Source organism: Rosistilla oblonga (assembly GCF_007751715.1).
Classification (GTDB): Bacteria; Planctomycetota; Planctomycetia; order Pirellulales; family Pirellulaceae; genus Rosistilla; species Rosistilla oblonga.
Map to the genome: position 1 here is coordinate 6,806,918 of NZ_CP036292.1, position 25,917 is coordinate 6,832,834.

General features: G+C 59.5%; 18 protein-coding genes. 16 read left to right on the forward strand and 2 right to left on the reverse strand.

From position 1 onward, the window contains the following. Positions 1 to 43 precede the first annotated feature (43 nt). The 3 genes from CA51_RS24010 to CA51_RS24020 all read left to right on the forward strand — a co-directional run bounded on the left by CA51_RS24010 (position 44) and on the right by CA51_RS24020 (position 5,469). Positions 44 to 3,136: a DUF3386 family protein gene (locus tag CA51_RS24010; protein WP_231745872.1), complete on the forward strand. Its 3,093-nt coding sequence runs from the start codon at positions 44 to 46 to the stop codon at positions 3,134 to 3,136. Between the two features lie 152 nt (positions 3,137 to 3,288). Continuing rightward, positions 3,289 to 4,779, forward strand: coding sequence for a DUF2271 domain-containing protein (locus CA51_RS24015; protein WP_145123663.1), 1,491 nt, complete (start codon positions 3,289 to 3,291; stop codon positions 4,777 to 4,779). Positions 4,780 to 4,860: 81 nt separating this feature from the next. Next, on the forward strand, positions 4,861 to 5,469 hold the full coding sequence (locus CA51_RS24020; RefSeq protein WP_145123664.1) for a PepSY-associated TM helix domain-containing protein: 609 nt from the start codon (positions 4,861 to 4,863) through the stop codon (positions 5,467 to 5,469). A gap of 479 nt (positions 5,470 to 5,948) precedes the next feature. Here the strand turns inward: CA51_RS24020 and CA51_RS24025 are convergent, their stop codons facing one another. Next, positions 5,949 to 6,938, reverse strand: a complete 990-nt coding sequence (locus CA51_RS24025; RefSeq protein WP_145123665.1) for a dihydrodipicolinate synthase family protein — start codon at positions 6,936 to 6,938, stop codon at positions 5,949 to 5,951. A gap of 317 nt (positions 6,939 to 7,255) precedes the next feature. Between CA51_RS24025 and CA51_RS24030 the strand changes: the two genes are divergently transcribed. The 7 genes from CA51_RS24030 to CA51_RS24060 all read left to right on the forward strand — a co-directional run bounded on the left by CA51_RS24030 (position 7,256) and on the right by CA51_RS24060 (position 14,990). Further along, positions 7,256 to 9,310, forward strand: a complete 2,055-nt coding sequence (locus CA51_RS24030; RefSeq protein WP_197451435.1) for a hypothetical protein — start codon at positions 7,256 to 7,258, stop codon at positions 9,308 to 9,310. Between the two features lie 37 nt (positions 9,311 to 9,347). Continuing rightward, positions 9,348 to 9,584, forward strand: coding sequence for a DUF4160 domain-containing protein (locus CA51_RS24035; protein ID WP_145123667.1), 237 nt, complete (start codon positions 9,348 to 9,350; stop codon positions 9,582 to 9,584). Further along, on the forward strand, positions 9,565 to 9,849 hold the full coding sequence (locus tag CA51_RS24040; RefSeq protein WP_145123668.1) for a DUF2442 domain-containing protein: 285 nt from the start codon (positions 9,565 to 9,567) through the stop codon (positions 9,847 to 9,849). Before CA51_RS24035 ends, CA51_RS24040 begins: the two co-directional genes overlap by 20 nt. Before the next feature lie 217 nt (positions 9,850 to 10,066). Continuing rightward, positions 10,067 to 11,062, forward strand: a complete 996-nt coding sequence (locus tag CA51_RS24045; RefSeq protein WP_145123669.1) for a hypothetical protein — start codon at positions 10,067 to 10,069, stop codon at positions 11,060 to 11,062. 979 nt (positions 11,063 to 12,041) lie between these two features. Next, positions 12,042 to 12,893, forward strand: coding sequence for a hypothetical protein (locus tag CA51_RS24050; protein ID WP_231745873.1), 852 nt, complete (start codon positions 12,042 to 12,044; stop codon positions 12,891 to 12,893). 162 nt (positions 12,894 to 13,055) lie between these two features. Then, positions 13,056 to 13,370: a hypothetical protein gene (locus CA51_RS24055; RefSeq protein ID WP_145123670.1), complete on the forward strand. Its 315-nt coding sequence runs from the start codon at positions 13,056 to 13,058 to the stop codon at positions 13,368 to 13,370. 195 nt (positions 13,371 to 13,565) lie between these two features. After that, positions 13,566 to 14,990 (forward strand): IS4 family transposase, encoded by a 1,425-nt coding sequence (locus tag CA51_RS24060; protein WP_145117411.1) that lies wholly within the window; start codon positions 13,566 to 13,568, stop codon positions 14,988 to 14,990. A gap of 94 nt (positions 14,991 to 15,084) precedes the next feature. On the opposite strand, the gene CA51_RS24065 is transcribed toward CA51_RS24060, so the two are convergent. Beyond that, complete coding sequence (locus tag CA51_RS24065) at positions 15,085 to 15,696, reverse strand: thymidine kinase (RefSeq protein ID WP_145123671.1); 612 nt, start codon at positions 15,694 to 15,696, stop codon at positions 15,085 to 15,087. Positions 15,697 to 15,828: 132 nt separating this feature from the next. On the opposite strand from CA51_RS24065, the gene CA51_RS24070 reads away from it, so the two are divergent. The 6 genes from CA51_RS24070 (at position 15,829) to CA51_RS26580 (ending at position 24,422) form a co-directional block, all read left to right on the forward strand. After that, complete coding sequence (locus CA51_RS24070) at positions 15,829 to 16,743, forward strand: DUF1571 domain-containing protein (RefSeq protein ID WP_145123672.1); 915 nt, start codon at positions 15,829 to 15,831, stop codon at positions 16,741 to 16,743. Between the two features lie 57 nt (positions 16,744 to 16,800). Further along, positions 16,801 to 18,996 carry a serine/threonine protein kinase gene (locus CA51_RS24075; protein ID WP_145123673.1) on the forward strand — a complete coding sequence of 732 codons (2,196 nt, stop codon included), beginning with the start codon at positions 16,801 to 16,803 and terminating at the stop codon, positions 18,994 to 18,996. A 48-nt stretch (positions 18,997 to 19,044) separates the two neighbouring features. After that, positions 19,045 to 21,096, forward strand: a complete 2,052-nt coding sequence (locus CA51_RS24080) for a hypothetical protein (RefSeq protein WP_145123674.1) — start codon at positions 19,045 to 19,047, stop codon at positions 21,094 to 21,096. Between the two features lie 1,766 nt (positions 21,097 to 22,862). Further along, a complete protein-coding gene (locus CA51_RS24085) occupies positions 22,863 to 23,342 on the forward strand; it encodes a hypothetical protein (RefSeq protein ID WP_145123675.1) in 480 nt (159 codons plus the stop codon). A 123-nt stretch (positions 23,343 to 23,465) separates the two neighbouring features. Then, the gene (locus tag CA51_RS24090; protein WP_145123676.1) at positions 23,466 to 24,053 is read left to right on the forward strand and encodes a restriction endonuclease; all 588 of its coding nucleotides are present in this window, start codon (positions 23,466 to 23,468) and stop codon (positions 24,051 to 24,053) included. Between the two features lie 180 nt (positions 24,054 to 24,233). Then, positions 24,234 to 24,422, forward strand: coding sequence for an addiction module protein (locus CA51_RS26580; protein ID WP_420821487.1), 189 nt, complete (start codon positions 24,234 to 24,236; stop codon positions 24,420 to 24,422). Positions 24,423 to 25,917 lie beyond the last annotated feature (1,495 nt).

A 25,917-nucleotide genomic window follows, 5' to 3' on the forward strand; every position in this document is an offset into this window, starting at 1 on the left:
TCCGGGAATTTGTCCTAACCAAACCATTATCAAGTCCAACATGATGAACCGAATCTACTTTCTGCACCTGATCGCTGCGACAACCCTTGTTGCAGCGTCTGTCGGACGCGCCGAAGAGAGCCAAACGGCGACCGCCAAACCGGCAGTGACCGCAACCGACAAAACCGCTCGCGATGCCATGCAAGCCGCTCACGACGCGCGGTTGGCCTGGATCGACTTTCCCGGCTTCACCGCCGACGTCCGCGTGCAAACCGATGGCGTCGCGCACTCCGGATCGATCCTCGTCACCGACGACTTCGATTACGAACTGTCGATCTCCGACGACGCGATCCAACCCTGGGTGAATTCCAAGCTGCGTTCGGTGATCGGGCATCGCCGCCCTGGTAGCGCGGCGACCGAAGTGAAACTTGCCGAAAGCGGAGCTTCGGCAGATTTTGGACTCTTCGTCGCCCGGCTCGATGGCAGCGGCACGTTCCGTATCCAGGACGGTTTGATCCGCGAGGTGCACCGCAAAAACGATTCGCGTTGGTTTGAGATCACCAATGTCGAGTTCTTCGACGCGGGCGAGGGCAAGGTCTTGCCCGAGACGTCATCGGTGACTTACCGCGATCCCAAGACGGGAGACATCACGAAAAACGTCGTCAATCGATTCACCTGGACCTCGGTCGGCGACTTCCTGTTGCCCGAGGGCTGCCTGACGATCGAAACATCGGCCGACGGCGGTCGTCAAACTCGCCAGCTGCAATTCACCAACCACAAGCTTTCGCAAAACGCTCCACCGCAAAAAACGAAGCTTCTGTCGAGCTCAAAACTGCACCGCCCGCTCCCCGAATCGCTCACCAGTTTTGGTGCCGCCGTGGTGGGAGAGTATCTGTACGTCTTCAGCGGTCACAGCGGCGACGCGCACGGCTTCGGAAAAGATCTGTTGGTCGAACATTTTCGCCGGATCAAATTCGATGATCCTGCGGCGCAGTGGGAAGAACTTGCGATGCACCAATCGGCTCAAAGCACCGCTTTGGTGACCGACGGAAAATACATCTACCGTGTAGGCGGTCTCTCCTTTTTGACAGGGGAAACGGAATCCGAAGCGATCTTCAACTCGACCGACCACTTCGCTCGCTATGACATCGAAGCGGATAAGTGGACCGATCTGGCAAAGCTGCCCGAACCGCGTTCCTCGCTGGATGCGGCGGTCGTCGATCGCAAGGTCTATGCCGTTGGCGGATGGAATCTGCAAGGAAAAGACGGTTCGCGCGATGCCCCTTGGAATGAAACGGTCAGCGTCTTCGATCTCGATCAACCCGACGCGGGTTGGAAAACGATCGATGGCCCCGGTTACAAGCTGCGTGCCGCATCGGTCGCCGAGCACGACGGCAAGCTGTACGTCTTGGGAGGCATCAGCCCCGGCGGGTTCCTTCGCAAAACGTCGGTCTACGATCCGTCGACAAGCACGTGGTCGGAGGGCCCTGAAATGGTTGGCGACAGCCCGATGACAGGATTTGCCACGAGCACCTTTGCCGTCGGCGGGCACCTCTACTCCACCGGCGCTTCGGGCGTGGTCTACCGCTTGAAGAGCGACGGACAAGCGTGGGAGAACGCCGATCGATTGCTGTATCCTCGGATGTTCCTGCGTTTGTTGCCCGTGGGCGAAGATCGCTTGATCGCGTTAGGCGGAACGGGAGCGTCCGGCGCCGGGCGACTGTCCGTCGTCGAATCGCTGCGAGTCGATCCCAACAAGCAACCAGGCGAGAAATTGGTCTCCTGGACTGTTCCTTATGCGGGCAAGGCAAAACACAGCCAAGCATTGGTGCTCGACGGAACGACTCTCTACGCGATGGGAGGCAACGCCAGTCGCAAGCCGCACGATTTCAGTCGAGAGGCCTTTGTCGCCGAAGCCTTTGCGTTTGACATCGCCAACCAATCGGTGACGGCATTGCCCGAGATGCCCTTCGCCGTGCAAAGCGGTGCCGGCGTGGTCAACCGCCAGACCAGCGAACACAAGACGATCGTCGTCGCTGGCGGGATGAACTTTGGCGAAAAGGAATTCCATTCGATCGACTCGGTTCTGCAGTTTGATCCCGAGGCGAAAAAGTGGTCGGTTGCCGAAACCAAACTGCCCGTGCCGCGAGCGATGGCCGATGCGGTCGCTCACGACGACGCCCTCTGGTTGTTTGGCGGCAGCGATGCCGGTGGCGACCAAGGGCTTGCCCGAAGCGTGTTGCATTGGTGGGGCGACCAGTCGGCGATCGCGGCATTGCCGGAGGTTGAGTTGCCACACCCTCGCCGTTCGTTTGGCGGTGCCAAGATCGGCAACGAATATTTCCTGATCGGTGGCCTGGGCGATGGAACGGGGATCGAATCGACCGTCGACGTCTTCGATATGCAGCAGCGAACGTGGCGAACCGCCCCATCCCCTTCGACCTCGCGCGTCTTCCCGAGCGTCTGCGTCGACGGAAAGAAGATCTATCTGTTTGGTGGCTTTAGCAACGACGAAGGTCACTTCGCTCCATGCTCGAAGCTGGAGGTTTACGACAGCGAAACCGACTCCTGGAGCACGCTGGCCGAATCGTTGGAGGGTGTCGATGCATCGATGAACCTGTTCAACATGAGCGGCCGATTGTTGTTCTTCGGGATCGACCGCAACAACGACGAATTGGCTCAGTTCCATCTCTACGACCCCAACCCCGCCGCGGTCCCTGAAAAATTTGCGGCGATGGGGTTTGGCGGTCGTCGCGGCGGCAACGAGGCATCGAAAAATGCCAAGATGCTGATGCGAAAAGATGTCGACAAAGACGGCAAGCTGAGCCGCGAAGAGCTTGGCAAACGGATGGCTGACTTTGCTGCCGCAGCGGATACCGACGGCGATCAATTGATCAGCTTCACCGAAGCGAAAGCGAAGATGGAAGCCGACGCAGCGGCTGAAAAAGAGGCTGCGGCGGAGTCGGCTCCGAAGACGGAGAAGAAGAACGACAAGGAGCCTAAACGGGCGAAGGGAAAGAAGTCGAAAGCGGCCACTGGTTCTGGCGAAGCGGCCCAAGCCAAAGCCGACGCGTTGCAACGCGACGCCGACGCGGCTCAGCGAAAAGCGGACCAAGCCCAACGCGACGCCGATAAGCTGCGACGTTCCGCGTCCTAGAAGCAGTTACCGATCGTTGCCTCGCACCACGACATCGCCAGCCGACGCGCTGGCGATCGGTGCGGCAACGTTATCGTTTCCACGCCGACAGTCTCTCCGTCGGTCGGCGAAAGTCTTTGCCCCACTTTCCTCCCAAGCAATTGCACCGACTCATGTTTCGCATCCCACTGACCCTCATCGCGGCGATCTTCCTTTCCGCCTCCCTCTCGGCGGACGAACATCGCTTCCAGCACGAAAACGTTTTGGGGACTTTGCTCACCCTCGACGTCCACGTCGCGTCGCCACAGTTGGCGCGTACGATCGAATCCGAATCATTGACCGAGATCGGCCGCTTGGACGCGATCTTCAGCAGCTATCGCGACGATAGCGAACTGAGCCGATGGCTGAAGCAGCCCGTTGGCGTCGATGCGGCTCTATCGGTCGAGTTGATCGCGGTGCTGCAACGGGCCGAACGCATCCGGCGGGAGAGCCACGGCGCGTTTGATATCCGCGCCGCCGCGATCGCTGAACTCTGGAAAAGCGAAGCGAACGCTGTTCGTAGTCCATCGGATGCGTTAAGGAATCAGATGGTTCAGTCGCTTGCCGAGCCAGCTGTTTCGTTCAGCAACGAACGTGTCCGCCGCCTGACCGACCACCGGATCAATCTAGATTCGCTGGCAAAGGGCTATATCCTCGATCGCGTTTGCGAAGTCGTTTCAAAGCACCTGTCGCCGGGGGATCGATTTTCGATCAACGTCGGCGGCGACCTGCGCACGATCGGCGCCGGAGCGACAAAAATCGTGATCACCGATCCGCGGCGGCCTAGCGAAAACGCAAAGCCACTTGTTGAGTTCACCGCCCACGGCGAGGTCGCGGTGGCGACCAGCGGTACCTATCGGCGATCGCTGCAAATCAGCGAACGCAAGGTCCCACATCTGTTTGATCCTCGATCCGCGCTGCCCGTCGGACATGCGATCAGCGCCAGCGTGATCGCTGCCGACGCGATCACTGCGGATGCTTTGGCCACCACGATCTCGGTCTTCCCCACGCATGAAGCGCTCCAGTGGATCGACGGGAAACCGGGCTGCGAATGTTTGATCGTCGATGGGGAAGGGAAGGTCCACCGTTCGGCAAACTGGCCCACGGCCGATCCTTCACCCGCTTCGCGATTGATCGCTGCCGCCGACGCCAAGCAGGCTGGGATCCATGTTTGGTTCAAGCTCGAACGTCCTTCGGGCAGCAGCTATCGACGTCCCTATTTGGCTGTCTGGCTGGAAGACTCCGATGGTTTCCCCGTCAAAACCGCGGTCCTGTGGTTGCAGACCGAACAACCGGGGCCGCGTTGGCATCGCGACCTGACGCGTTGGTATCGCAACGACCGGATGCGAAAGATCATCGAAAAGACCGACCTGATCGAAGCGATCTCCGGCGCGACGCGTGGGCCGGGAGAATACGAAGCTCATTTCGATGGGACCGACAACTCGGGAGAGCCTCTGCCAACAGGACGCTACACTTTGTGCCTGGAAGCGGCCCGAGAGAACGGGACATACAAGATCATCCGCCAACGCATCGACTGGGGAACCGACACTGTCGAAAAGACGCAATTGAAGGGAAACATCGAGATCCCTCAGGCGGCTTATCAGATCGTTCCCGCTGTTCAATAACTTGCGACTCAAGAACTTCAACACGCGTCGCTTGAGGGCCTCCCAACGAGCGACGCAGGTCCAAACCCCGCCGCTCCACATATGCCTCCTGATCCAAAGCCAAGCCGTTGGCTGTATCGCAAATCGGCCGCCGCCTTCCGCTGGCTGCACATCTATCTTTCGATGTTGAGTTTTGCGTCGCTGATGTTTTTTGCACTGACCGGGATCACGCTAAATCATCCGACTTGGCTCGGCGGCAGCGTTCAAAACGTAATCGATCAATCGGGGCAGTTGCCGACGCAATTGTTGGCCGGCGAGGTCGATGAGCTGGAGATCGCCGAGACGCTGCGGGCCGAACATCGTCTGAAAGGACGGGTCAAAGAATTTGAGACCGACGACTACGAATGTATGCTCGTCTTCAAATCTCCCGGCTATGCGGCGGATGTTTTTATCGATCGCGAAACCGGCAACTACTCGCTGACCGTCACCTCCAGCAACGCCGTGGCGATCATGAACGATCTCCACAAGGGGCGCGACAGTGGCCCGGCTTGGAGCCTGTTGATCGACGGGTCGGCAATCCTGATGGCGATCATGTCGCTGTCCGGGTTTGGGCTGCTCTTCTATCTCAAAAAACGCCGCGCCGCCGGAGTCCTCACCGCCCTGGCGGGAACCATCGCCGTGTTGGCGGTCTGGATCCTCGGCGTCGCCTGAGTATTCATAACAATGGAATTGGGGAAGCTGCCCTGTGTCGGCCATCGGCCTGTGTGGAATGCACGCCCAGCGTTTGAACGGTCTTGAAGCCGCGGTAGTGGCGGTCGCGTAAAGCCTGCGGCGCCAGCCGCAGGTGCCGTAGACGTCGCTTGAAACGCAAGCCCCGGTCAGGGGCGACAGGATTCGAATCTGTCGCCCCTGACCGGGGCTTTGTTCTTGTTTGTGGGACGCTGTCCTGCGGCTGGCGCCGCAGGCTTTATGCGACCGCCGCAGCCGCGGCTTTGGGAATTGGGTGCCGCGTGCGAATGTTGGTTTGAATGCCCGGACGCGCGGGGCGATGCCCACGCGGTTAAACGAGAGAGGGGCCGCGAGATTTTTTAACCGCGAGCACAGCGGGCCGCGCGCGAATGCTGGTTCGAGTACCCGGACGCGCGGGGCGATGCCCACGCGGTTAAACGAGAGAGGGCGGCCTGATTCGGCTACGCTTTCAGTTCGCTGAGGACGCGGCGGACGATGGCGTCGATGCTTTCGGGAGTCGCGGAGGCGGAGGTTACGGCGCCGTTGGTGTATGACGTCATCATGCCTCGGACTTTGGCTTCGGTCTGCGCACTCTTGTCGTATTGTGCGGCGGTCATCGGTTGACGACTGCGGCCCATGTCCCAGCCGCGAGTTCGCAGGCCGGCGCGAAAGCCTTCGGGGAATTCGCCCGTTCCGATCATCGTATCGAACAGCGGCGTCAATTCGTTTTGCAAGCGAACCGCTTCGCTCAAGTCGCCCGCTTTGCAAGCCTTGTAGACCGCGGCGGTCAATTCGGGGACGACACCGCTGGTCGCGTTGGTGCCACCATCGGCTCCCATCAACAGCATCGCTGACAACGAAGCATCCCAGCCCGTCAAGAAACTGAACTCCGGTCGCTGCGGGCGAATCGCGGCGATCATCCGCATCATGTGGGGCAGGTCGCCCGAGCTGTCTTTGATGCCGACCACGCGAGGGCACTCTTCGGCCAGACGGCGGACCGTTGCCAGATCGATCTCCGACGCAAACAGAGGAATGTTGTAGAGCGTGACGTTGACCGAAACGGCGTCGGCGATCTCACGGAAATAACTGTAAACGCCTTCGTCGCTCAACTTGAAATAATAAGGAGCGACGATTGCAACCGCTTGGGCACCCATTTCGCCATACGCGTCGCAGGCCTCGATCGTTTCGCGGACGTTCGCTTCGGCGGCACCAACCAAAACGGGAACGCGACCGGCGGCCTGATCGATCACGATTCGAGCGATCTCGCGGCGTTCGGCTGCGGTAAAGCGAACGAACTCCCCCGTACTTCCGTTGGGATACAACCCATCGACGCCATGAGCGATCAACCAATCGACGTAGCCTCGCAACGTTTGTTCATCGACGTTGCCGCGAGGGTCCAGCGGGACGATGTTTGGGGTCAGGATGCCGGTGATGCGATTGGATTGGGCCATCGATTCGCTAAGGGAAGGAGGGAGAGTATGGTCAGCGGGCAAGGAACAATGTAGCCTGAGCCAGCCCGATAGGTCGAGTATCGTCGCGATCGATCCAGATCGCGACAGGTTACCTACAATAGTAGTTTGAACCTATTGAGTTGGTACTGCCGAAGTTTCCGAGAAACGCAACAAAAATGACTTCCCGTCGCCGTAAACCGAAAACCCAGGGCGACCCACATCCACTTCCCCCTCCAGCGGTCGAGCCCGCCGAGCCTTCTTGGCTCCGTCTGGTCTACCAGATTGCGATTCCCGCCCTTCTGGGAGTTTGGCTTTGCGTGTGGGTCACACAGATACTCTATGACGGCGGTCAAACCGATCGCTCTCACCCCCGCTGGCATCTGCTGTTCAGCTTGTTTTTCCTGCCAGATGAGATCTTCGCCGCCTGGACCGATGGCGTGGTCAGCTGGCGCGGCCCAGTCGATCGATTGCGGGTTTTGATGATTGTGACTGCTGTGACCTTGCCCAGTTGGCTGCTGGGAGGGCAATTGCTGCGGGTCAGCGGGATCGCTCGCCGAATGCGAGGGATCGAAGTCGCGATCCTTGGCCTGGCGATCGGGCTGTCGCTTCAAGCGACTGCAACACTGATGTTGGGACTCGCAGGCTGGGTCAGCCATCGCGCGGCGATGCCGCTGCTGGGGGGAATCCAGATTGCGATCGCGCTGGCATTGGGGGCCCACCGGTCGATCGGTCGCGATCAAATTTGCGACACCTGCAAACAGCTGGCCCGCCCCGCGGGAGAGCATCCGTTGGCGGTGGGGTTAACGCTGATCGGGATCGCGTTGGTCGCGATCCGCTGTCTGTTGCCGAGCAATGAATTCGACGTCTTGGAATACCACCAGGGGGCTCCGAAGCAGTGGTTTCAGGAGGGGCGGATCGGATTTTCCGAGCAAAACATTTACGCCAACATGCCGATGGCGGCGGAGATGCAGACGCTTTCGGCGATGTCCTGGGCCGGGGCTTTGGGAATCGAAGACGCTTGGTGGTGGGGCGGATTGGCGGGCAAATCGACGATGTTCCTGTACTGGATCCTGGCGATCGGCGCGATCGGTTGCTTGGCCCGACGCTGGGTCGGCGGCCAAGCGGCATGCTGGCTGGTGGCGGTCGCCTGCAGCGGTTTGGCGTTTGCTGAAGTCACCGTCTTGGGGCTGATCGAACCGGCGGTCGCCTGCTACTTCGCAGCCGCGTTGCTGGCTCTGGCCGCGCTACGCCACCAGTTGGCAACGCAGCCGGCGGCGATGTTTTGGGTCGGCTTTTTGGCTGGCAGCGCGCTGGCCTGCAAATACCCGGCGCTACTGTTCGTCTGCTTGCCCGTCGGCTTGCTGGCCGCGTGGCAGATCTTCCGCCAGCGATCGACAGTTCCGATCGACTTTCGCGTTCTGGGGATGTTTGTCTTAGGATGCGCCATCACCGCCGGTCCGTGGTTGGCGAAGAATATGGTGCTTGCGCATAACCCCGTCTATCCGTTGGCGGCTGGTTTGCTGGGCGGTTACCAGTTCTCCGAAGCCAAGATCGCTCAGTGGCAAGCGGCTCACGCGGTTCCGACACGCTCGCTGTCGGCGCTGGCCGATTCGCTGTTCAGTATCGCCTGGTCCTGGAAATCGCAAGGAGCGATCCTGATCCCGCTGGCGCTGATCGGTCTGCTGCGGATCAAGCGATCCCCGGCGGTGCGGATTGCCGTGGCGATCGCGATCTTTGTGTTTGCTGTCTGGTGGTTGCTGACTCACCATCTGGAAAGGTTCTTATTGCCGGCGATCCCGCTGGCGATGCTGTTGGCCGGTTTTGGAATCCGGACGATGTTCCAGCAATTGGGTCGCCCGTTGGCCAGCATTTGCCTGACCGTGGGGATACTGTGCAATCTGGTCTTGATGGCTGTCTCGCCGACGATGGGAGACCCGCGACTGCTGGTCGACACGAGTGCGATTCGCCGCGAGGGGATCGAACCGACCGATTCGATTCGCGTTCCCGAACACGTCCTGTGGGCGAACCGCAATCTGCAGTCGACCGATGGGGTGCTGCTGCTGGTCGGCGACGCGGCGATCTTTAATTATGAAGTCCCGCTGCGCTACAGCACCTGTTTCAACGTTTCGGATCTTTCGGAGATCGCCTGCCTGCCCGACGAGCAGTGGCGAGGGGAGTTTGAACAACGGGGGATTCGCCACGTATTAGTTCATTGGGGCGAGATCGACAGGTATCGCGGCGAGGGGAATTACGGCTTCGATCCGTCGATCACGCCGGAGCTGATTCGAGCGATGGTCGACCAAGGGGTACTCAAACCACTCGACACGGGACTCGATCCGCAGCGGGTCGAAGTCCTTGCCGTCGGTCCATAATACGTTGGGCGATCCAATGTACAATGGAGGTGACGCCATGCCGACCGTTCTGAGAAGTGGGCCTTACCGGTTTTACTTCTACAGCCACGAGCCGAATGAGCCGTCGCATGTGCACGTGGATCGAGATGAGGATTCTGCGAAGTATTGGCTGCAACCCGTTAGTCTGGCTCGCAATCTTGGATTCCGCGGACACGAGCTTCGTGAAATTGAACGGATCATTGGCGACAATCAACAAGAACTCCTGGAGGCCTGGAATGGCCGGTTCGGAAATTAAGCCTGGCGAACGCGTTAAAGATGTCCATTTCGGCGATGACGCGTTCAGCGTCGATCTATTGGACGGTCGCACGATCACGGTGCCCTATGCCTGGTACCCGCGTTTGCTTCATGCCTCCCCAGAGCATCGCGCGAACTGGAGGCCTTGTGGCGGTGGTTTTGGGATCCATTGGCCTGACCTCGACGAGGATCTGAGCACTGAAGGACTATTGCGAGGTGCGCCTGCGCCACGCGAGGCGGAGCAAGCAGGCGGTCGTTCAAATTAACAGGGACGCAAATGTCGCTATGCTGACCTCGTCCTCTTTTCGCAACGCAGACTCGCTTCACAAACGATCGCTGTTTCACGTCGCTCGCTTCTTTGGTGGCGACGGCCATGCACTTCCTGAGTGCCCCGAGAAGGTGAGACCTTCCGCCGATTGAATCTCTAACAACTTCACACGTTAAAAACGTAAAAACCTTTTCACGACCGCTGTCGGTTCTGCGATGCGAAGTCCCAGTCAAATTTTCGATTTCACGCCCAGCGGTTTGCGGTTGGGGCGTTGGCGTGGGACGACCTACGCGATCGGTTGGAGCTATCTGGGGCTGGGAGCTGTGTTGTTTGTCGCCGCGTGGTGGCTGAAGGTCTGGCCGGGGAACCAGGATCTGCCCTGGTTGGCTCTTGTCGTCTGGTTGGCGATCGGATTTGTCGGCGGATTGCAAGAGAGTGCTCACGCGGTGACGGCGTGGCTGTTGGGAGGCAAGTCGCGGTTGATGATGATCGCGGGGCACGGCGGTGCCGGTCAGTACCGAATCTTTGGCGGGCCAAGGCAAGCGATCGTCGCGGCAGCCGGCCCGGCAAGCAGCTGTCTGCTGGCGCTGCTTGTCGCGGGGATCTTGATGTTTCGTGGCGAGGCGTCGTTGTGGCAGATGCTCGATCCGCTGCGACCTCCCGAATTGGTCGGCCGTCTGAACCTCGTGTCGATCGGAAAAGTTGTTGCCTGGATCGCGATAACGCTCTCGGTTGTCCAGATGTTGCCGCTGTGGCGATGCGACGGCCGGACATTATTAGACGGATTGGTGGCGACGTTCCGGCCGCACTACACGCCGTCGGCGAGAGCTCATGCCGCGGCAGTTGTGATCGGCTGGATCGCGTTTGCGATGGTCGGTTTGTCGCTTGGAGTGGCGATGTTCGAAGATCGCCAGGGGGTGCCGCGATGGCCCGTGCTGGCAGCGGTTGGGCTGGTGCTGTGGATGTCGGGGCAAAAAGTCGATCCGCGGATCCGAGTGATCGATGCGAAGCACCAGCCGATCGGATGGTTAGGGGCTCGGCGGATTCGGCAAGCGCACCACCGCGAGATTCGGGAAGCTTCGGACATCGCTCAGCTCGATGCGATCTTGGACCGGATGACGCAGCACGGTGCCGATTCGTTGAGCCATGCCGATCGCGCGGTGCTGAAGCGGGCGAGTCTTGCCTTGAAAAGGCACTCGAACAAATCCTAGCGAAGCCGGGAGGGTCGAAAAACGAGCGTTCAGCTAGTTTTTCGGGGAGGGCTTGAGCGCTGGTGCGAGCACGACGAATTTAGCTGTGCGACGCCCCTCCCCGAACTTTGCTTCGCTCGTTCGACCCTCCCCTGCAAACTTCGTTTGGGGGCGGGTGAAGTCTGTTGTTCGCGGCGGCGAAACTTCACCCGCCTGGCGAAGCCGGGAGGGTCGAGAAACGAGCATTCAGCTAGTTTTTCGGGGAGGGCTTGAACGCTGGATCGAGCGGGACGGATTTAGCTGTGCGACGCCACTCCCCGAACTTTGCTTCGCTCGTTCGACCCTCCCCTTCAAACTTCGTTTGGGGGAGGGTGAAGGCTGTTGTGATTGGCACCAAAATTCACCCGCCCGGCGAAGCTGGGACGGTCGGAAAACGAGCGTTTAGCAAGTTTTTCGGGGAGGGATTCGCCGCTGGGGCGAGGACGACAAATTTACCTGGAACGCCCCTCCCCGAACCTCGCTTCGCTCGTTCGACCCTCCCCTTCAAACTTCGTTTGAGGGAGGGTGAAGGCTGTTGAACGTGGCACCAAAATTCACCCGCCGGGCGAAGCCGGGAGGGTCGGAAAACGAGCGTTTAGCAAGTTTTTCGGGGAGGGCTTGAGCGCTGGATCGAGTACTGCGAATTTGCAGCGGACGCCCCTCCCCGAACTTTGCTTCGCTCGTTCGACCCTCCCCTTCAAACTTCGTTTGGGGGAGGGTGTAGGGTGTTGTAAGGGGCGGCGAATGTGCGCCCACCCGTCGAACTAACGGACGGTCGGGAAGCGATTGCCAAGCTGGTTTTTCGGGGAGGTCCGAATGCAAGGATCGGGCGGATTGGAATCGGCTTGCATCGCTTCATTGGGTGGTTTCAGCTTTGCGAGACTTTCCCGGGCGTGGTGGCTGGCATAGGATGAAGCGACCGATTCCCCCCATGCTTTTCGAATTATCCCTATTGAGCTTGATGAACGACTCCACATCCAAATCCTCTTCCAGCCGCAAGTCGCCGACAAAGCTGACCGCTGGCGGTGGAGCGATCGGCATCCTGATCGTTCTGTATGCGTTGCTGCAGCCGATCCTCAGCAAGCAACTTGGAATCGACCTGCCGAAGTTTCCGGTCAAAGTCGGAGCCGATGCGCCGATGGTCGCCGGGCCCGACAAACCGACCGAGCCATCGACTGAAGACTCCAAGTCGGCAGCTCCGAAGATCGTGGTCCAGTCACCGAGCGGCGACCGGCCGGTAGATAAAGATTCGGCGGCGACAAACACTGCGTCGAAGCGGGACCGGCAAGATTCGGCGACTCCCAAAACCGGCAGCGGTCCGCTGTCGCAGTTCAATCGCAGCAGCAAGAGCGACGATGCCAAACTGTCGCCGACGAAATCGGCACCTGACAAAACGTCGAGTGCAAAATCGGATCCCTCTCTAAAGTACGGGATCTTAAAATCGATCGGCCGGGATTCCTACATGTCCCCCGCCGGTTTGCGTTACACGCCGGGGAGCCAAGAAGGGCATCGGTTAAAGCACCTGGAGCGGCACACCGCCGATCAACCGAGCCGGCCGGGGAAGCACGGTGTCTTTGATGGCGGGATGGAAAAGACGCTGTTGGTGCTGGATCAGGCTTATGAAAAAGGGACCAAGGGAGGTCATGGAACAACCAAGACCCAGGACGACGGCCGCACGATCTACACCGTCGACATGGGGAAGCGGGTCGGATACATCGGCGGCCGCGATGGCAATCGGATGCGGAAACCGATGGCTCGCCGCGTGCGGATCGTGTTGGATGGCGATCGCGTGATCACAGCTTACCCGTTGTAGCGACACCGCCGACGCGGCCGGATATTGTCCCCATCGATCCTGTTGTTCCCAACGTCCAAGCCGGACGAACCACCGCGGCGCAAGCCTGCCGATTTAACTCACCACACAAAATCCCAACGCCCCCCGCACGCTTTGCGGCGACGTTTCCTGGAGACTGCATTGATGACGCCCCACTATTCGATCGATTATTGTCCGCGATGCGGTGCGGGACTGCTGGGCATTCGAATCTGCGGCCTGGGAACCGACGAGCCTCACGGTTTAGTGGTCTGCGACGAATGCGAATCGATCTGGTTGGAACCGGATGTCACGACGCCGCATCAATATCCCGATGCATCCGACGCGCGATGCCCCAAGTGCAGCGATCCTCTTTGGGGACCACAGAGCCGCTGGGCGACGCGGGAAGACCTGGTGCAACTCGGTTGGCAGGATCGGGTCGATCCCGAATTAAACGGCGAACCGGACGATCACATCGCCTAGCGATCGGTCGGCGTTTCATCGCAATACCGTTCAACGAAGGAGCCTCGGACCATCGTAAAGAATCAGCGGCGGGATGTAGTGGACGAGGTTACGAGCTGCTGATTACCCACAAGTCGCCGCAAAAACAGCTCGTTTTGGCACGGTATTTGCGCTTGTAGTATTTCATTTTGCACAATGAAATCTTAAGGTGAAAGCATGCAACCGACCAGTATCGCATACGAATTTCAAGATATTCAACTTGGAGACAAACGTCTCAACGATCGAGCCGAAGCGTTGCTCGCCTCGCTGGCGGCCAACCCTTCGGCCAGTATCAACGAAGCTTGCAGTGGCTGGGACGAAACCAAAGCCGCCTACCGTCTATTCGATAACCCCAACGTCGATCCCGAAGCCATTCTCGGGGCTCACGCTGAAAAGACACTCCAACGAATCAAAGCCCAAGACACCGTTTGTATCGCACAAGATACCACCGAACTGGACTACACCGCGCATCCGCCCGAAGGCGTCCGTAATCTCGATCGCTTAGGCCGCCGTGGACTTTACGATCATTCCCACATCGCCTTCACTCCAGAGAAACTTTGTCTCGGGGTGGTCGGTGTTAAGTTCTACGATCGCGACAAAGAAACGCTCGGCACCAGCAAGAAGCGAGAAGGCCAACCCCTACACACCGGCGAAGGGCAACGATGGCTCGATGGTTATCGCAAGGCCTGCGAGATCGCCGGGAAATGTCCTGAAACTCAGATCGTTTCGCTGGCCGATCGCGAAGGAGACATCTACGACATTTTCGTCGAAGCCGATCAGCATGAAACACCGGCTCAGTTCGTCATTCGCTCGCAGCGAAAACGCTCGTTGCCGGAGAAAGACCCCGATGGCGGGCCTGCGGCTTATAGGAAAATGCGTGCCGAAATCGCATCCGCCCAGCCGGTCGCTTACCGCGAAGTCCAGCTTCCCCAAACGCCCAAGCGAACCAAAGGATCAGGAAACAAACAACACCCCGGCCGTGAAGCACGCACTGCGAAGTTAGAAATTCGAGCGAAACGGATGACTCTTCGTGCGCCACACAACAAGCAGTCTTCGATGCCGCCGGTCGAGATCAGTGTCGTTTGGGTGAGCGAGATCGATGGCCCAGGCGACGGAACCGAAGTCGACTGGCTGTTACTGAGTTCTCTGCCGGTCGACACGATTGCCCAGACGCTGCGGATTGTGGATTTGTATGTGGCTCGTTGGCCAATCGAAGTATTCTTTCGAGTTTTCAAAACTGGCTGCCGGGTCGAAGAGATCCAACTCGAAGCGAGAGACCGACTGATCCGCGCGTTGATGTTTTACAAAGTGATCGCATGGCGGATCATGTTTGTGACCTTCTTAGGCCGCGAGTGTCCAGAGCTTCCCTGTGATGTCGTCTTCAGCGAAGCGGAATGGAAGTCGGTCTGGAAAGTGGTGGAAAAGACGGCTCCTCCAAAGCAAGCTCCTGAGCTGTCACAATTCATCCCAGTCCTTGCGACCCTTGGCGGCTACAATCACCGCGAAGGCGACGGTCCGCCGGGAGCCGAAGTGATCTGGCGAGGCACGCGGCGAATGCTCGACTTCGCCCTCTGCTGGCAAGCCTTCGGACCAGACCAATGACTTGTGGGTAATCGACAGGAGGTTACGAGTCCCAGCGATTTGGTCTGATTCAAAAGGACTCGTAACCTCGTCCACTACACTTCGTTGAACGGTATTACGTTTCATCGAATGGAAGTTCATCGGTTTGTCGCGACGCCATACCCTGTTTGAAGTGCCGCCGACAGACCGACAGATAGCGTTCGTTGCCGCCGATCTGAACTTGGTCTCCCTGTTGGATCGGCGATCCATGCTGGTCGATCCGCAAGACCATCGTCGCTTTGCGGCCGCAGTGGCAGATCGTTTTGACTTCGGTCAGCACATCGGCCCACGCCAACAACTGCATGCTGCCGTCGAACAGATTGCCTTGGAAATCGGTCCGCAGCCCGTAACACATCACCGGCACGCCCAACTGGTCGGCGACGTCGCTCAACTGTCGCACTTGTTTTGCTGTCAAAAACTGAGCTTCGTCGACAAAGACGCAGTGCAGCGGAGCGGCTTCCACTTGTGTCTGGACACAGTGGCGGAGGTTTTCGACTTGATCAAAAACGATCGCATCGGCTTCCAGCCCAATCCGTGAACTCACCTTCCCGGTGCCGAATCGCGTGTCGAGCTCGGGTGTTAAAATCAGCGTGTTCATACCCCGTTCGCGATAGTTGTAGCTGGATTGCAACAATATGGTTGACTTGCCAGCGTTCATGGCGGAGTAGTAGAAATAGAGTTTTGCCACGGTTTCCGATGCAAAGGATTGTCGGTGGTGCGTCTTTCCCTGCCGTAACCCAAAGCATACGATGGGCAGGGAATCCGCCCGATCGCCGGCGGGCCTCACGAATTAAATGCGGAACAAAGCTTACACGGAACCATGAATCGAAACCAGATTCTACTGTTGATCGTTATTGGACAAGGATTGGTGATTGCGCTGTTGTTTGCCATTCGCTTTAAACGCGAATCGGCGGATCCCGAGGATTCGATAGCCGTTGTCGAGGTGGCTGAACAGATGCAGCAGGCGCCCAGCAACGCCCGAGAATCGACGCTCGCCGAGGCGCTGACGATCGCTCGCGCCGGGTTAGCCGAGATGCGTGCGAATATGACCGATTACCGCGGCCGCGTGGTCAAGCGCGAGCGGATCAAGGGGCAACTGGCCAACGAATACGAAATGGAGATCAAAGTCCAGTGCCGCCGCTTAGTAGAGGAAGAGGTGGTGGCACCGATGCGAGTTTATTTGAAGTTCCTGCAGCCGCAGAGCGTTGCGGGGCGGGAGGTGATTTGGGCGGAAGACCAGAACGACGGGCGTTTGATCGCGCACGAACCGGGACTGCTAAACGTCGCTCAAGCGTCGCTGGACCCGCATGGCGAGCGGGCGATGGAGGGCAACCTGTACCCGATCACCGAGATCGGATTAGTCAACCTCGTCGTACAGCTGATCGCTCGCGGCGAAAACGATCTCGAGGAATCGCAGGTCCGCGTGACGCTTGCCGAAGGTCAGACGATTGGCGACCGGGAGTGCCAGCAGATCCGCATCGAATTGATCCAACCCCACGACGAATTGAATTTCCAATACGCCGAAATCTTCATCGATAGCGAGCGTCAGATACCGCTCCGTTATGCCGCTTACGGTTGGCCCGAGGATGCGGCGACGGGCGATCATGACGGACCGCCGGAACTGCTCGAAGAATACACCTATTACGACATCCAGACCAACGTCGGCCTGACCGACGCCGACTTCGACCCCAACAATGAAGCCTACGATTTCCCCGCCTTTCGGATTAATCTGTAGCCGGCGCCGGCGAGGCTTTGCCGATGGGGCCTATCAATCATCGTCTGCCGAGTGAACATGCAGCATTTGAATCGCACCCCCGACAATCCGCCATCGACGGAAAGCCCCGCGATGAGCCGCCAGCAGATCAATACGGCGCTGCCGATCGCTCTGTTGATCCTGGCGTTAATCGCTGGCGTGGTGATCCAAGGCAGAGTCGACGATGCGACGAAGACGGTGGTCGGCAAGCAGTTGACGACGATCCGCAACTCCAGCGTCTCGGCGGTCCGATTGTGGTTTGGGGTGCAAGAATCGTCTTGCCAACGGATCGCGGACCTGGTTCGAGCCCCGGCGATCGCATTCGAACGCCGCTCCTCTGCGCGTGCGTTATCGCCGCGGATGCTCGAGAGCGACGCTCAGTACCAAGAACTGCGAGACCTGCTGGCCGACAACATCGATCCCCAACGCTACATCGGATGGACACTGCAATCGGCGGCGGGCGTGGTGTTGGCCGCGTGGGATGATTCGCTGGTCGGGCGCAGCGGATTCCCGCTGCCCCCCGATGCGATGAATCGTGCCATCGGCGGGCAAGCGACCGTCAGCGTTCCCTTCCGTTCTCCCGTCCCGATCGAAACGCCGCAACAAAAATTCAAAGCGGGCGATGCGGTGATGGCAGCGATCGCGCCGATCATCGACGACAGCGGACGTTGCGGCGCGGTGTTGGCGCTGCTGATCTCCCCAGCAAAAGACTTCACCGCCGTCTTCGACGCTTCGCAAGTCGGCGACAGCGGCGAGACGTTTGCGTTTAATCGCGAGGGGATCATGATCTCGCGGTGTCGCTTCGAAGACGAGTTAAGGACTCTGGGACTGCTGCATCCAGCCCCTTCGACTTCGGCGGTCCTGAGCATTCAATTGCGAGACCCCGAGGTCGATCTACGGTCGGGAAAACGGACCCTCAAACCGCTGGACCAACAACCGTTCACACGGATGGCGTTGGACGCGACTCGCGGTGGAACCGGCGTCGACACCGCCGGCTACAACGATTGTCGCGGGACGCGAGTGATCGGCGCCTGGAATTGGCTGCCCGAGTACGGAATGGGCGTCGCCACCGAGATTGCGATGGAAGAGGCGTACCGGCCGCTGAACGTATTGCGTTGGTCGAACCTGGGCCTACTGTCGCTGCTGATGCTGACCGCCGCCACTGTTGCCGTCAACGCGATCCGATCCCGCCGCGCCGAAAGCCAAGCCAGCAAAGAACATCGGCTGGCCCGCAAACTGGGACAATACCGACTGGAAGAAGTGCTTGGTGCCGGCGGGATGGGATCGGTCTATAAGGCGCAGCATGCGATGTTGATGCGTCCGGTGGCGATCAAAGTGCTGGACACCAAGGGGAGCGACCCGCAGCGACTGCATCGCTTCAAGCGCGAAGTCGAACTGACCAGCCAATTGCAGAATCCACACACGATCGCGGTCTTCGATTACGGGCAAACGCAAAACGGCGATTTCTATTATGTGATGGAATATCTCGACGGCGTCGACTTGAGCGAACTGGTGCGGCAGTATGGCGAACTGCCAGCATCGCGAGCGATCGCGATCCTGTTGCAGATCTGCGGATCGTTGATCGAAGCCCACGGCAAAGGTTTGATCCACCGCGACATCAAGCCGGGGAACATCATGTTGACCGAGTGTGGTGGGATCTACGACTTCGCCAAACTGCTGGACTTTGGTTTGGTGAAAGAGTCGAGTCCCAACAGCGCCAACGTGACGCACGAGGGATCGCTGACCGGGACGCCGATGTACATGTCGCCCGAAGCGATCCGCAACGCGAAAAGCGTCGACCCCCGCAGCGACATCTATTCGATCGGCGCGGTCGGCTATTTCCTGGTCACCGGCAAACCGCTGTTCGATGCCGCCGGAACGCTCGACGCGATCCTGAACCAAGTGCAGGAGGAACCACTGCTGCCGAGCGAGCGAGCGGGAAAACCGATCGACGCCAAGTTCGAAGCGGTGATCATGCAGTGCCTTTCCAAGAATCCAAACGATCGCCCCGATTCGGTTGACGACCTCGTCGACCTGTTGGAAGCCTGTCCCGACCAAGGGGATTGGAATCAAAACGTCGCCCAACAGTGGTGGCGCGACGTGTTCACCGGAAGCCAACGCCGATCGACAATCCTGAGCGGGAAGGATACGATCATTCCGACCCACGGCGACAACGAAGGTCTGCTCGACGCGCGGCTGACCGGGCCGGCGCAAGAGCAACCGGCATCGCGGTGATCTGGAATCTGTCTCCCTCTCGCCCGCCCACAAAGCAGCCCGATCCCAATGACGTCTCGCATCGAATGGCCGCCGATCCGCGAACTGCTCGAGGACGCTCAGCAGCATGCGGCGATCGAATCGTATTTCCCCGACACGGGACGGATCAGTTTTGTCGATGCCCTACAGCAATGGGCTCCCGATCGGTTGACCGAGATCCGCGCCGCCGGCCGCCGCCTGGAGGTCGCCGCACAGCTTGCCGATTTCCCGATCATCGCGATCGCTGGAATGCTCAACAGCGGCAAAACCAGCTTGGTCAGCACCTTCTTGAGCGACGCCGGTCGGCAACGATCGCTGCGCGGTGAATCAAACGATGCCGGTACGCACCGGTTTGTCCTCTGGCTGCCGCAAAGCTGGCGAGCCGATGCGGAGGTCTGGGGCCTGTTGATGTCGCGTCTGGGCGAAGCCCTTGGCCAGCCGCCGCAGATGTTGTCCGACGATCCGGCGGCCGCGCACGAACAATACAACAACGCCGAGGGACAAGCCGATGCGCTGGCGATCCCGTTGGTCGCGACCGATCCAGGATTGGATAAGGCCTGCGTCGGATTGTTGGATTGCCCCGACATCGTGACCAGCGAAGCGTTTGGCCGCGGTGCGTTGGAGGTTCGCAAGACGCTGCTGTGCCGCGCCGCAACGCTCTGTTCCGCCTTTGTGATGGTCACCGACTTCGCTTCGCTGCGAGCCAACACTGTCGGCGAACTGCTGGATGTCGCGGCGACCAGCATGTCGGGAGTCAGCCGTTATCTGGCGATCAACATGATCCGCCCCAAGTACCGGCCGCACGAGGTCTTTGAAGATCTGCAGCCTCTGGTCAGTGGGCACGGGATCACCGCCAGCTATCTCGCATACGACTTTGAGATCCCCGCCAGCGAAACCTTTGTGCCTGAGGTTGCCGACCGAGGAACCGAAGACGATCCGATGCCGGTCTTCTTCGAAGCCTCCGCGATCGAGCCCGATTTGGTGAAGCAGATCGATGCGTCGCAGCTGCTCTCGTCGCTGCCGACGCGGCTGAATCGATCGGCGTTGTTCGACGGGTTCCGACGATCGCAAGCGACTTCATTGGCGGAACGCGTTTGGTCCGATGGCGTCGATTTCCTTCGCGACCAAACGGCAACGCAAGCCACTTACGCGCGGCGGGCTCGGCAAGCGATCTGCGATGCATCGCTGGAGTTTTTCGCGCGGCGCGACTTTTCCAGCGGAGCGATCATCGAATTGCGGCTGCATCAATCGGCGCGGATCATCCACCAATTGACCGATGCGTTTTCGCAAGCCGCACCGTGGTATGCGCGGCTGGGCATGAAGATGAACGGCTTCGTATCCAAGCTGACCCGTTCGGCCAGCGAATTGATGCAGAGCTTCAATCTGACCGGAGCGGCTCAGAAGAAGGCGGAACAGATTCGCGACGATTTCCGCAAAGGAGCCAAGGGATCGGTCCTCTCGGGGGAACGGCTGTGCGAGAGCTATCGCCGACACGACCTCACCGGCCAGATGCGGACCGAGATCCCCGACTCGCAACTGCTCGAGATCTGCAATCACGCGGTGGAGCGGTTCGATGCGGAAGATCAAACCGCATTGGACCCGCAACAATTGCGACGGACCGCCGAAGCGATGTGGCAAGAGATGTCGATGGTCAAGAAACTGCAGCACGGACTGACGCCGGTCGCCGCTCTGTTCGCTGCGTTTGCCGCGGTAGTGATGGTTCCGGTCGATGGCGGCGGGACGCTGGTCCTGATGCACGCGTCGATCGCAGAGCTGTTGCTTGCCACAGGATTCGCCGGACTGGTGACCGCGTGGAACAGCCACGGGGCGCTGAAGGCGATGGAATTGCAAGCCGCTCAGCAACAGCTGGCCGACTTCATCGCCGTGCAATGCGATTCGTTAGGCGTACCGCGCGGGATCGACGATCAAATCGAACCGCTACAAATCCAGATCGGCCCCCGCGAACACGTCCTTCCCACGGCCAAGGTTGCACTGCGGCGATCGGACAGCACCAGCATCCGAATCTGGAAGCTGCGGCAGTCGTTCCTCGATTCGCTGCACCAAAACCTTCCGCGAGACTGAGCCGACAGGCGTTCATCGCAGTTGCCCAGGCCTGCACTTCGCTCGCGGGGCTCGCTCCGCTTGACCTGGGCTATGCAAAGGATCGGAGCTTCGCTCCTCGGGAAAGGTACAAGCCGCTGAGGCGGCGATCGCGTAAAGCCTGCGGCGCGAGCCGCAGGATCGGACAAGCCGCAATCATTAAAAAGCCCCGGCAGGGGGCGACAGGTGCGCTGAATCTGTCGCCGCCTGCCGGGGCTTATGTCGAGACTGTGCCCAACATTTCCTACGGCTGGCGCCGTAGGCTTTATGCGGCCGCCGCATCCGCGGCTACGGTGGTGGTTTGAGCGTGGCGGACGCGTTACCCAGGCCGGCACTTCGCTCGCGGAGCTCGCTCCGCTTGACCTGGGCTATGCAACGGATCGGAGCTTCGCCCCTCGGGCCAAGGTACAAGCCGCTGAGGCGGCGATCGCGTAAAGCCTGCGGCGCGAGCCGCAGGGTCGGACAAGCCGCAAGCAATAAAAAGCCCCGGCAGGGGGCGGCAGGTGCGCTGAATCTGTCGCCGCCTACCGGGGCTCATGTCGAGATTATTCCTAACACTTCCTACGGCTTGCGCCGTAGGCTTTATGCGGCCGCCGCTTCCGCGGCTACGGTGGTGGTTTGAGCGTGGCGGACGCGTTACCCAGGCCTGCACTTCGCTCGCGGGGCTCGCTTCGTTTGGCCTGGGCTATGCAAAGGATCGGAGCTTCGCCCCTCAGGCATGAAGGTTCCAAGCCGCGGAAGCGGCGATCGCATAAAGCCTGCGGCGCGAGCCGCAGGATCGGACAAGCCGCAATCAACACAAAGCCCCGACTGGGGCGGCAGATGTGCTGAATCTGTCGCCGCCTACCGGGGCTTGTATCGAGATTGTGCCTAACATTTCCTACGGCTAGCGCCGTAGGCTTTATGCGGCCGCCGCTGCCGCGGCTACGGTGGTGGTTTGAGCGTGGCGGACGCGTTACCCAGGCCTGCACTTCGCTCGCAAGGCTCGCTTCGTTTGGCCTGGGCTATGCAAAGGATCGGAGCTTCGCCCCTCAGGCTAGCGCAAGCCGCGGAGGCGGCGATCGCATAAAGCCTGCGGCGTGAGCCGCAGGATCGGACAAGCCGCAATCATTAAAAAGCCCCGGCAGGGGCGACAGGTGCGCTGAATCTGTCCCCGCCTGCCGGGGCTCATGCCGAGATTGTGCCCAACATTTCCTGCGACTGGCGCCGTAGGCTTTATGCGGCCGCCGCATCCGCGGCTACGGTGGTGGTTTGAGCGTGGCGGACGCGTTACCCAGGCCTGCACTTCGCTCGCGGAGCTCGCTCCGCTTGGCCTGGGCTATGCAAAGGATCGGAGCTTCGCCCCTCAGGCAAGCGCAAGCCGCGGAGGCGGCGGCTACGGAGGTGGTTTGAACGTGGCGGACACGTTACCCAGGCCTGCACTTCGCTCGCAAGGCTCGCTTCGCTTGACCTGGGCTATGCAAAGGATCGGAGCTTCGCCCCTCAGGCTAGCGCAAGCCGCGGAGGCGGCGATCGCATAAAGCCTGCGGCGCGAGCCGCAGGATCACTTCCCGACAGGGCCGATGCGGGGGCAAGTAGCGTGAGAAGTGACCAGACCCTCTGGAAAAGCATGTGTTGATGGGGCGTGACGCCATCAGTGCAGTCGGGCGTTGCAAATGGGGGATGGGTCAGCGAGAATCAGAGCATGAAACCTATTCTCAGCTGGGCCAACTACTGAGATTCATAAGTTCTGCGACAGGAGCCCACACGTGAACACGGATGAATTCGAACAAGCCAAATCGTTCATCTACCGCGACATCGAACGCGAGATCGCGTTGGCCCGACTATCAAATGACACTGATGCCGTGCGAACACTTGCAGCGCACAACGTCGCACCGGGCGGTGCCAACCTCCTTTCAGCACTCGGCTTGCTCTGCTACACCGAATTCGCAGGAAAACTCGAACACCGTCACAAATACGCTTCCCACAATTTCAACAATTTTTTCGACAAACTCGGTAGAGCATATTCCGACTTCCGGAAGAACGGTCACAACGTTTACGACATCTTTCGTTGCGGACTCGCGCACGAATACTACGTCAAAAAGTCATGTGTCATCGCAATGTTCGGTTCGGCCGATCAGGCTGGTGTTGGCCTTCAGGCGGATGGCCGTTACTACTTCATCGTCGATCGTTATTTCCGCGATTTTCAACTTGCATTCGATGCCCTCGAAAAACGACTTTTCCCGTAACCGCAAATGCCGCAGAACCATCGCATGCACGGGAGCGGCGGTCACAAGCGGATTTTGAAATCAACGTCCCCCCCCGCCGCCCCGTGATGCGGGACGTTACCCCCGCTAGATAAATGACAGTCAATGGACGACGAAATCTCAGAATTCGATCGGCTTAACGAAGCCTTGGCACCCAAGCCACTTCCTTGGCAAGACTTTGAGTCCGAAGTTGCTGCCTATCTCGATGACGAGATCAAGTCACTTGGTATCGATCCTGCAACATCACGAGTAATGCGGAAGCCGAAGTACTTTTCCAAGATACGTGAGTCAGAGATCGAATTTGATGCAAGTGTCGAGGTTTGGCCGGTTGCTAACGCTGACAAGCCAACGGTGATTTGGCTCTGGGAATGCAAGGACTATCCTTCACGAAACGTTGACGTGTCCGAGATCGAAGAGTTTCACGACAAGATGCGACAAGTCGGTGCTCACAAGGGAACCGTTGCGACTCGAAAGGGCTTTGCGAAGGGCGCGGTGACCGCTGCGAATTCCTACGGCATCGCACTGATCACACTAAACAAGCGCCAGGTCTCTTACTTGGCGTTTTCTCGCGACGCAGGAGTCCTTTATGAAACGGAAATTCGGATCGCCGCATGTATTCACGAAACCGGGCGTGAAGAATTTGACCTTGCCTTTGATACCTTTCTCTATCGTGAACTGGAAACGCAGATCTGATCAGTGAAACGATGCCAACTCCAGTTTTGGCGTAACCATGTGATGCACGCGGAGTCGGGCTTGCGTGCTTTCTGGAATGGACAACCAAATCACCCGCGCCCCGGTGATCGCCACCGTTATTCGTGCTACACTTAACGTTCGCTTGATACGGAGACACAAATGCAACTTCCATTGGAAACGATGACCACCGCACAGAAGCTGGATGCTATGGAGCAACTCTGGGCTTCGCTTCGTTCCTCGGCAGACTATTCGCCCCCCGGCTGGCACGGCGAAATCCTTGCTGAGCGGAAACGCCGAGTCGAGAATGGCGAAACAACCTTTCCATCGCTTGACGACGTGGTTTCGCGAATCAAACAAGGCCGCAAGTGAATGTCCAGCTTTCGGGCGAAGCTGAACGCGACTTGCTGAATGGCGTCGCGTTCTAGGATGGCGTCGACCGGCACGCTGGTGACCATTTCCTTGAATCACTCACCACGGATCTTCGCTCCCTGTCGTTTCTCGGGGGTGTCCATGCGATGCGCCATGGTTACCACTGCATGTCGGCGAGTCGTTTTCCGTTCGCAATCTACTATGCAGTCGATTCGGGCTCCATTTTCGTCATCGCAATCCTTGACGAGCGCCGCGACCCTGGGTGGATTGCGAATCGATTACAACTCGGATGACCATCGCATGCAAAGGATCGGAGCTTCGCTCCTCGGGCAACGCACAAGCCGCGGGAGCGGCGATCGCATAAAGCCTGCGGCGCGAGCCGCAGGATCGGACAAGCCGCAATCATTAAAAGGCCCCGGCAAGGGCGGCAGATGCGCTGAATCTGTCGCCGCCTACCGGGGCTTATATCGAGATTGTTCCTAACACTTCCTACGGCTGGCGCCGCAGGATCGGACAAGCCGCAATCATTAAAAAGCCCCGACTGGGGCGGCAGGTGCGCTGAATCTGTCGCCGCCTGCCGGGGCTCATGTCGAGATTGTTTCTAACACTTCCTACGGCTGGCGCCGTAGGCTATATGCGGCCGCCGCATCCGCGGCTACGGTGGTGGTTTTAGCGTGGCGGACGCGTTACCCAGGCCTGCACTTCGCTCGCGGGGCTCGCTACGTTTGACCTGGGCTATGCAAAGGATCGGAGCTTCGCTCCTCGGGCAAGGTACAAGCCGCGGGAGCGGCGATCGCATACAGCCTGCGGCGCGAGCCGCAGGATCGGGCAAGCCGCAACCATTAAAAGGCCCCGGCAAGGGCGGCAGATGCGCTGAATCTGTCGCCGCCTACCGGGGCTTACATCGAGATTGTTCCTAACACTTTCTACGGCTGGCGCCGTAGGCTTTATGCGGCCGCCGCTGCCGCGGCTACGGTGGTGGTTTGAGCGTGTTGCGGACGCGTTACCCAGGCCTGCACTTCGCTCGCGAGGCTCGCTTCGCTTGACCTGGGCTATGCAAAGGATCGGAGCTTTGCACCTCGGGCAAGGTTACGAACTGCTGGAGCGGCCGACGGACGGCGTTTGCATGCGCTACGGGGTGAGCCAGAGGGCTTCTTTCAGGGCATGACAGGTGGGTAGAAACCACCAGGTGCGTTTCTTTTCGGTTTCGCAGGGCTGCGGACAACAAGCGACATCGCCCGCCGGTACACACTTGTACCACGACGGATAGGCCGGGAAACAAGCGCGAGGGTAGGGACGAGGAGTGTAGTCATCGCAGCAGCAATTGGGCGGAAAGCAGTTGCCCGAGCATGCGTCGTCGTTGGTCCGGCAATCGCACGCTGTCCCTGCAAGTGAATCACAAGGCAGTGCGTGAGAACCGGCCGGCGCGTGCGGCGGCTGTTGAGCAACGGCCAAGTTTCCGACGCCCCACGCGGTCAGAAAACCGAGCAGACAA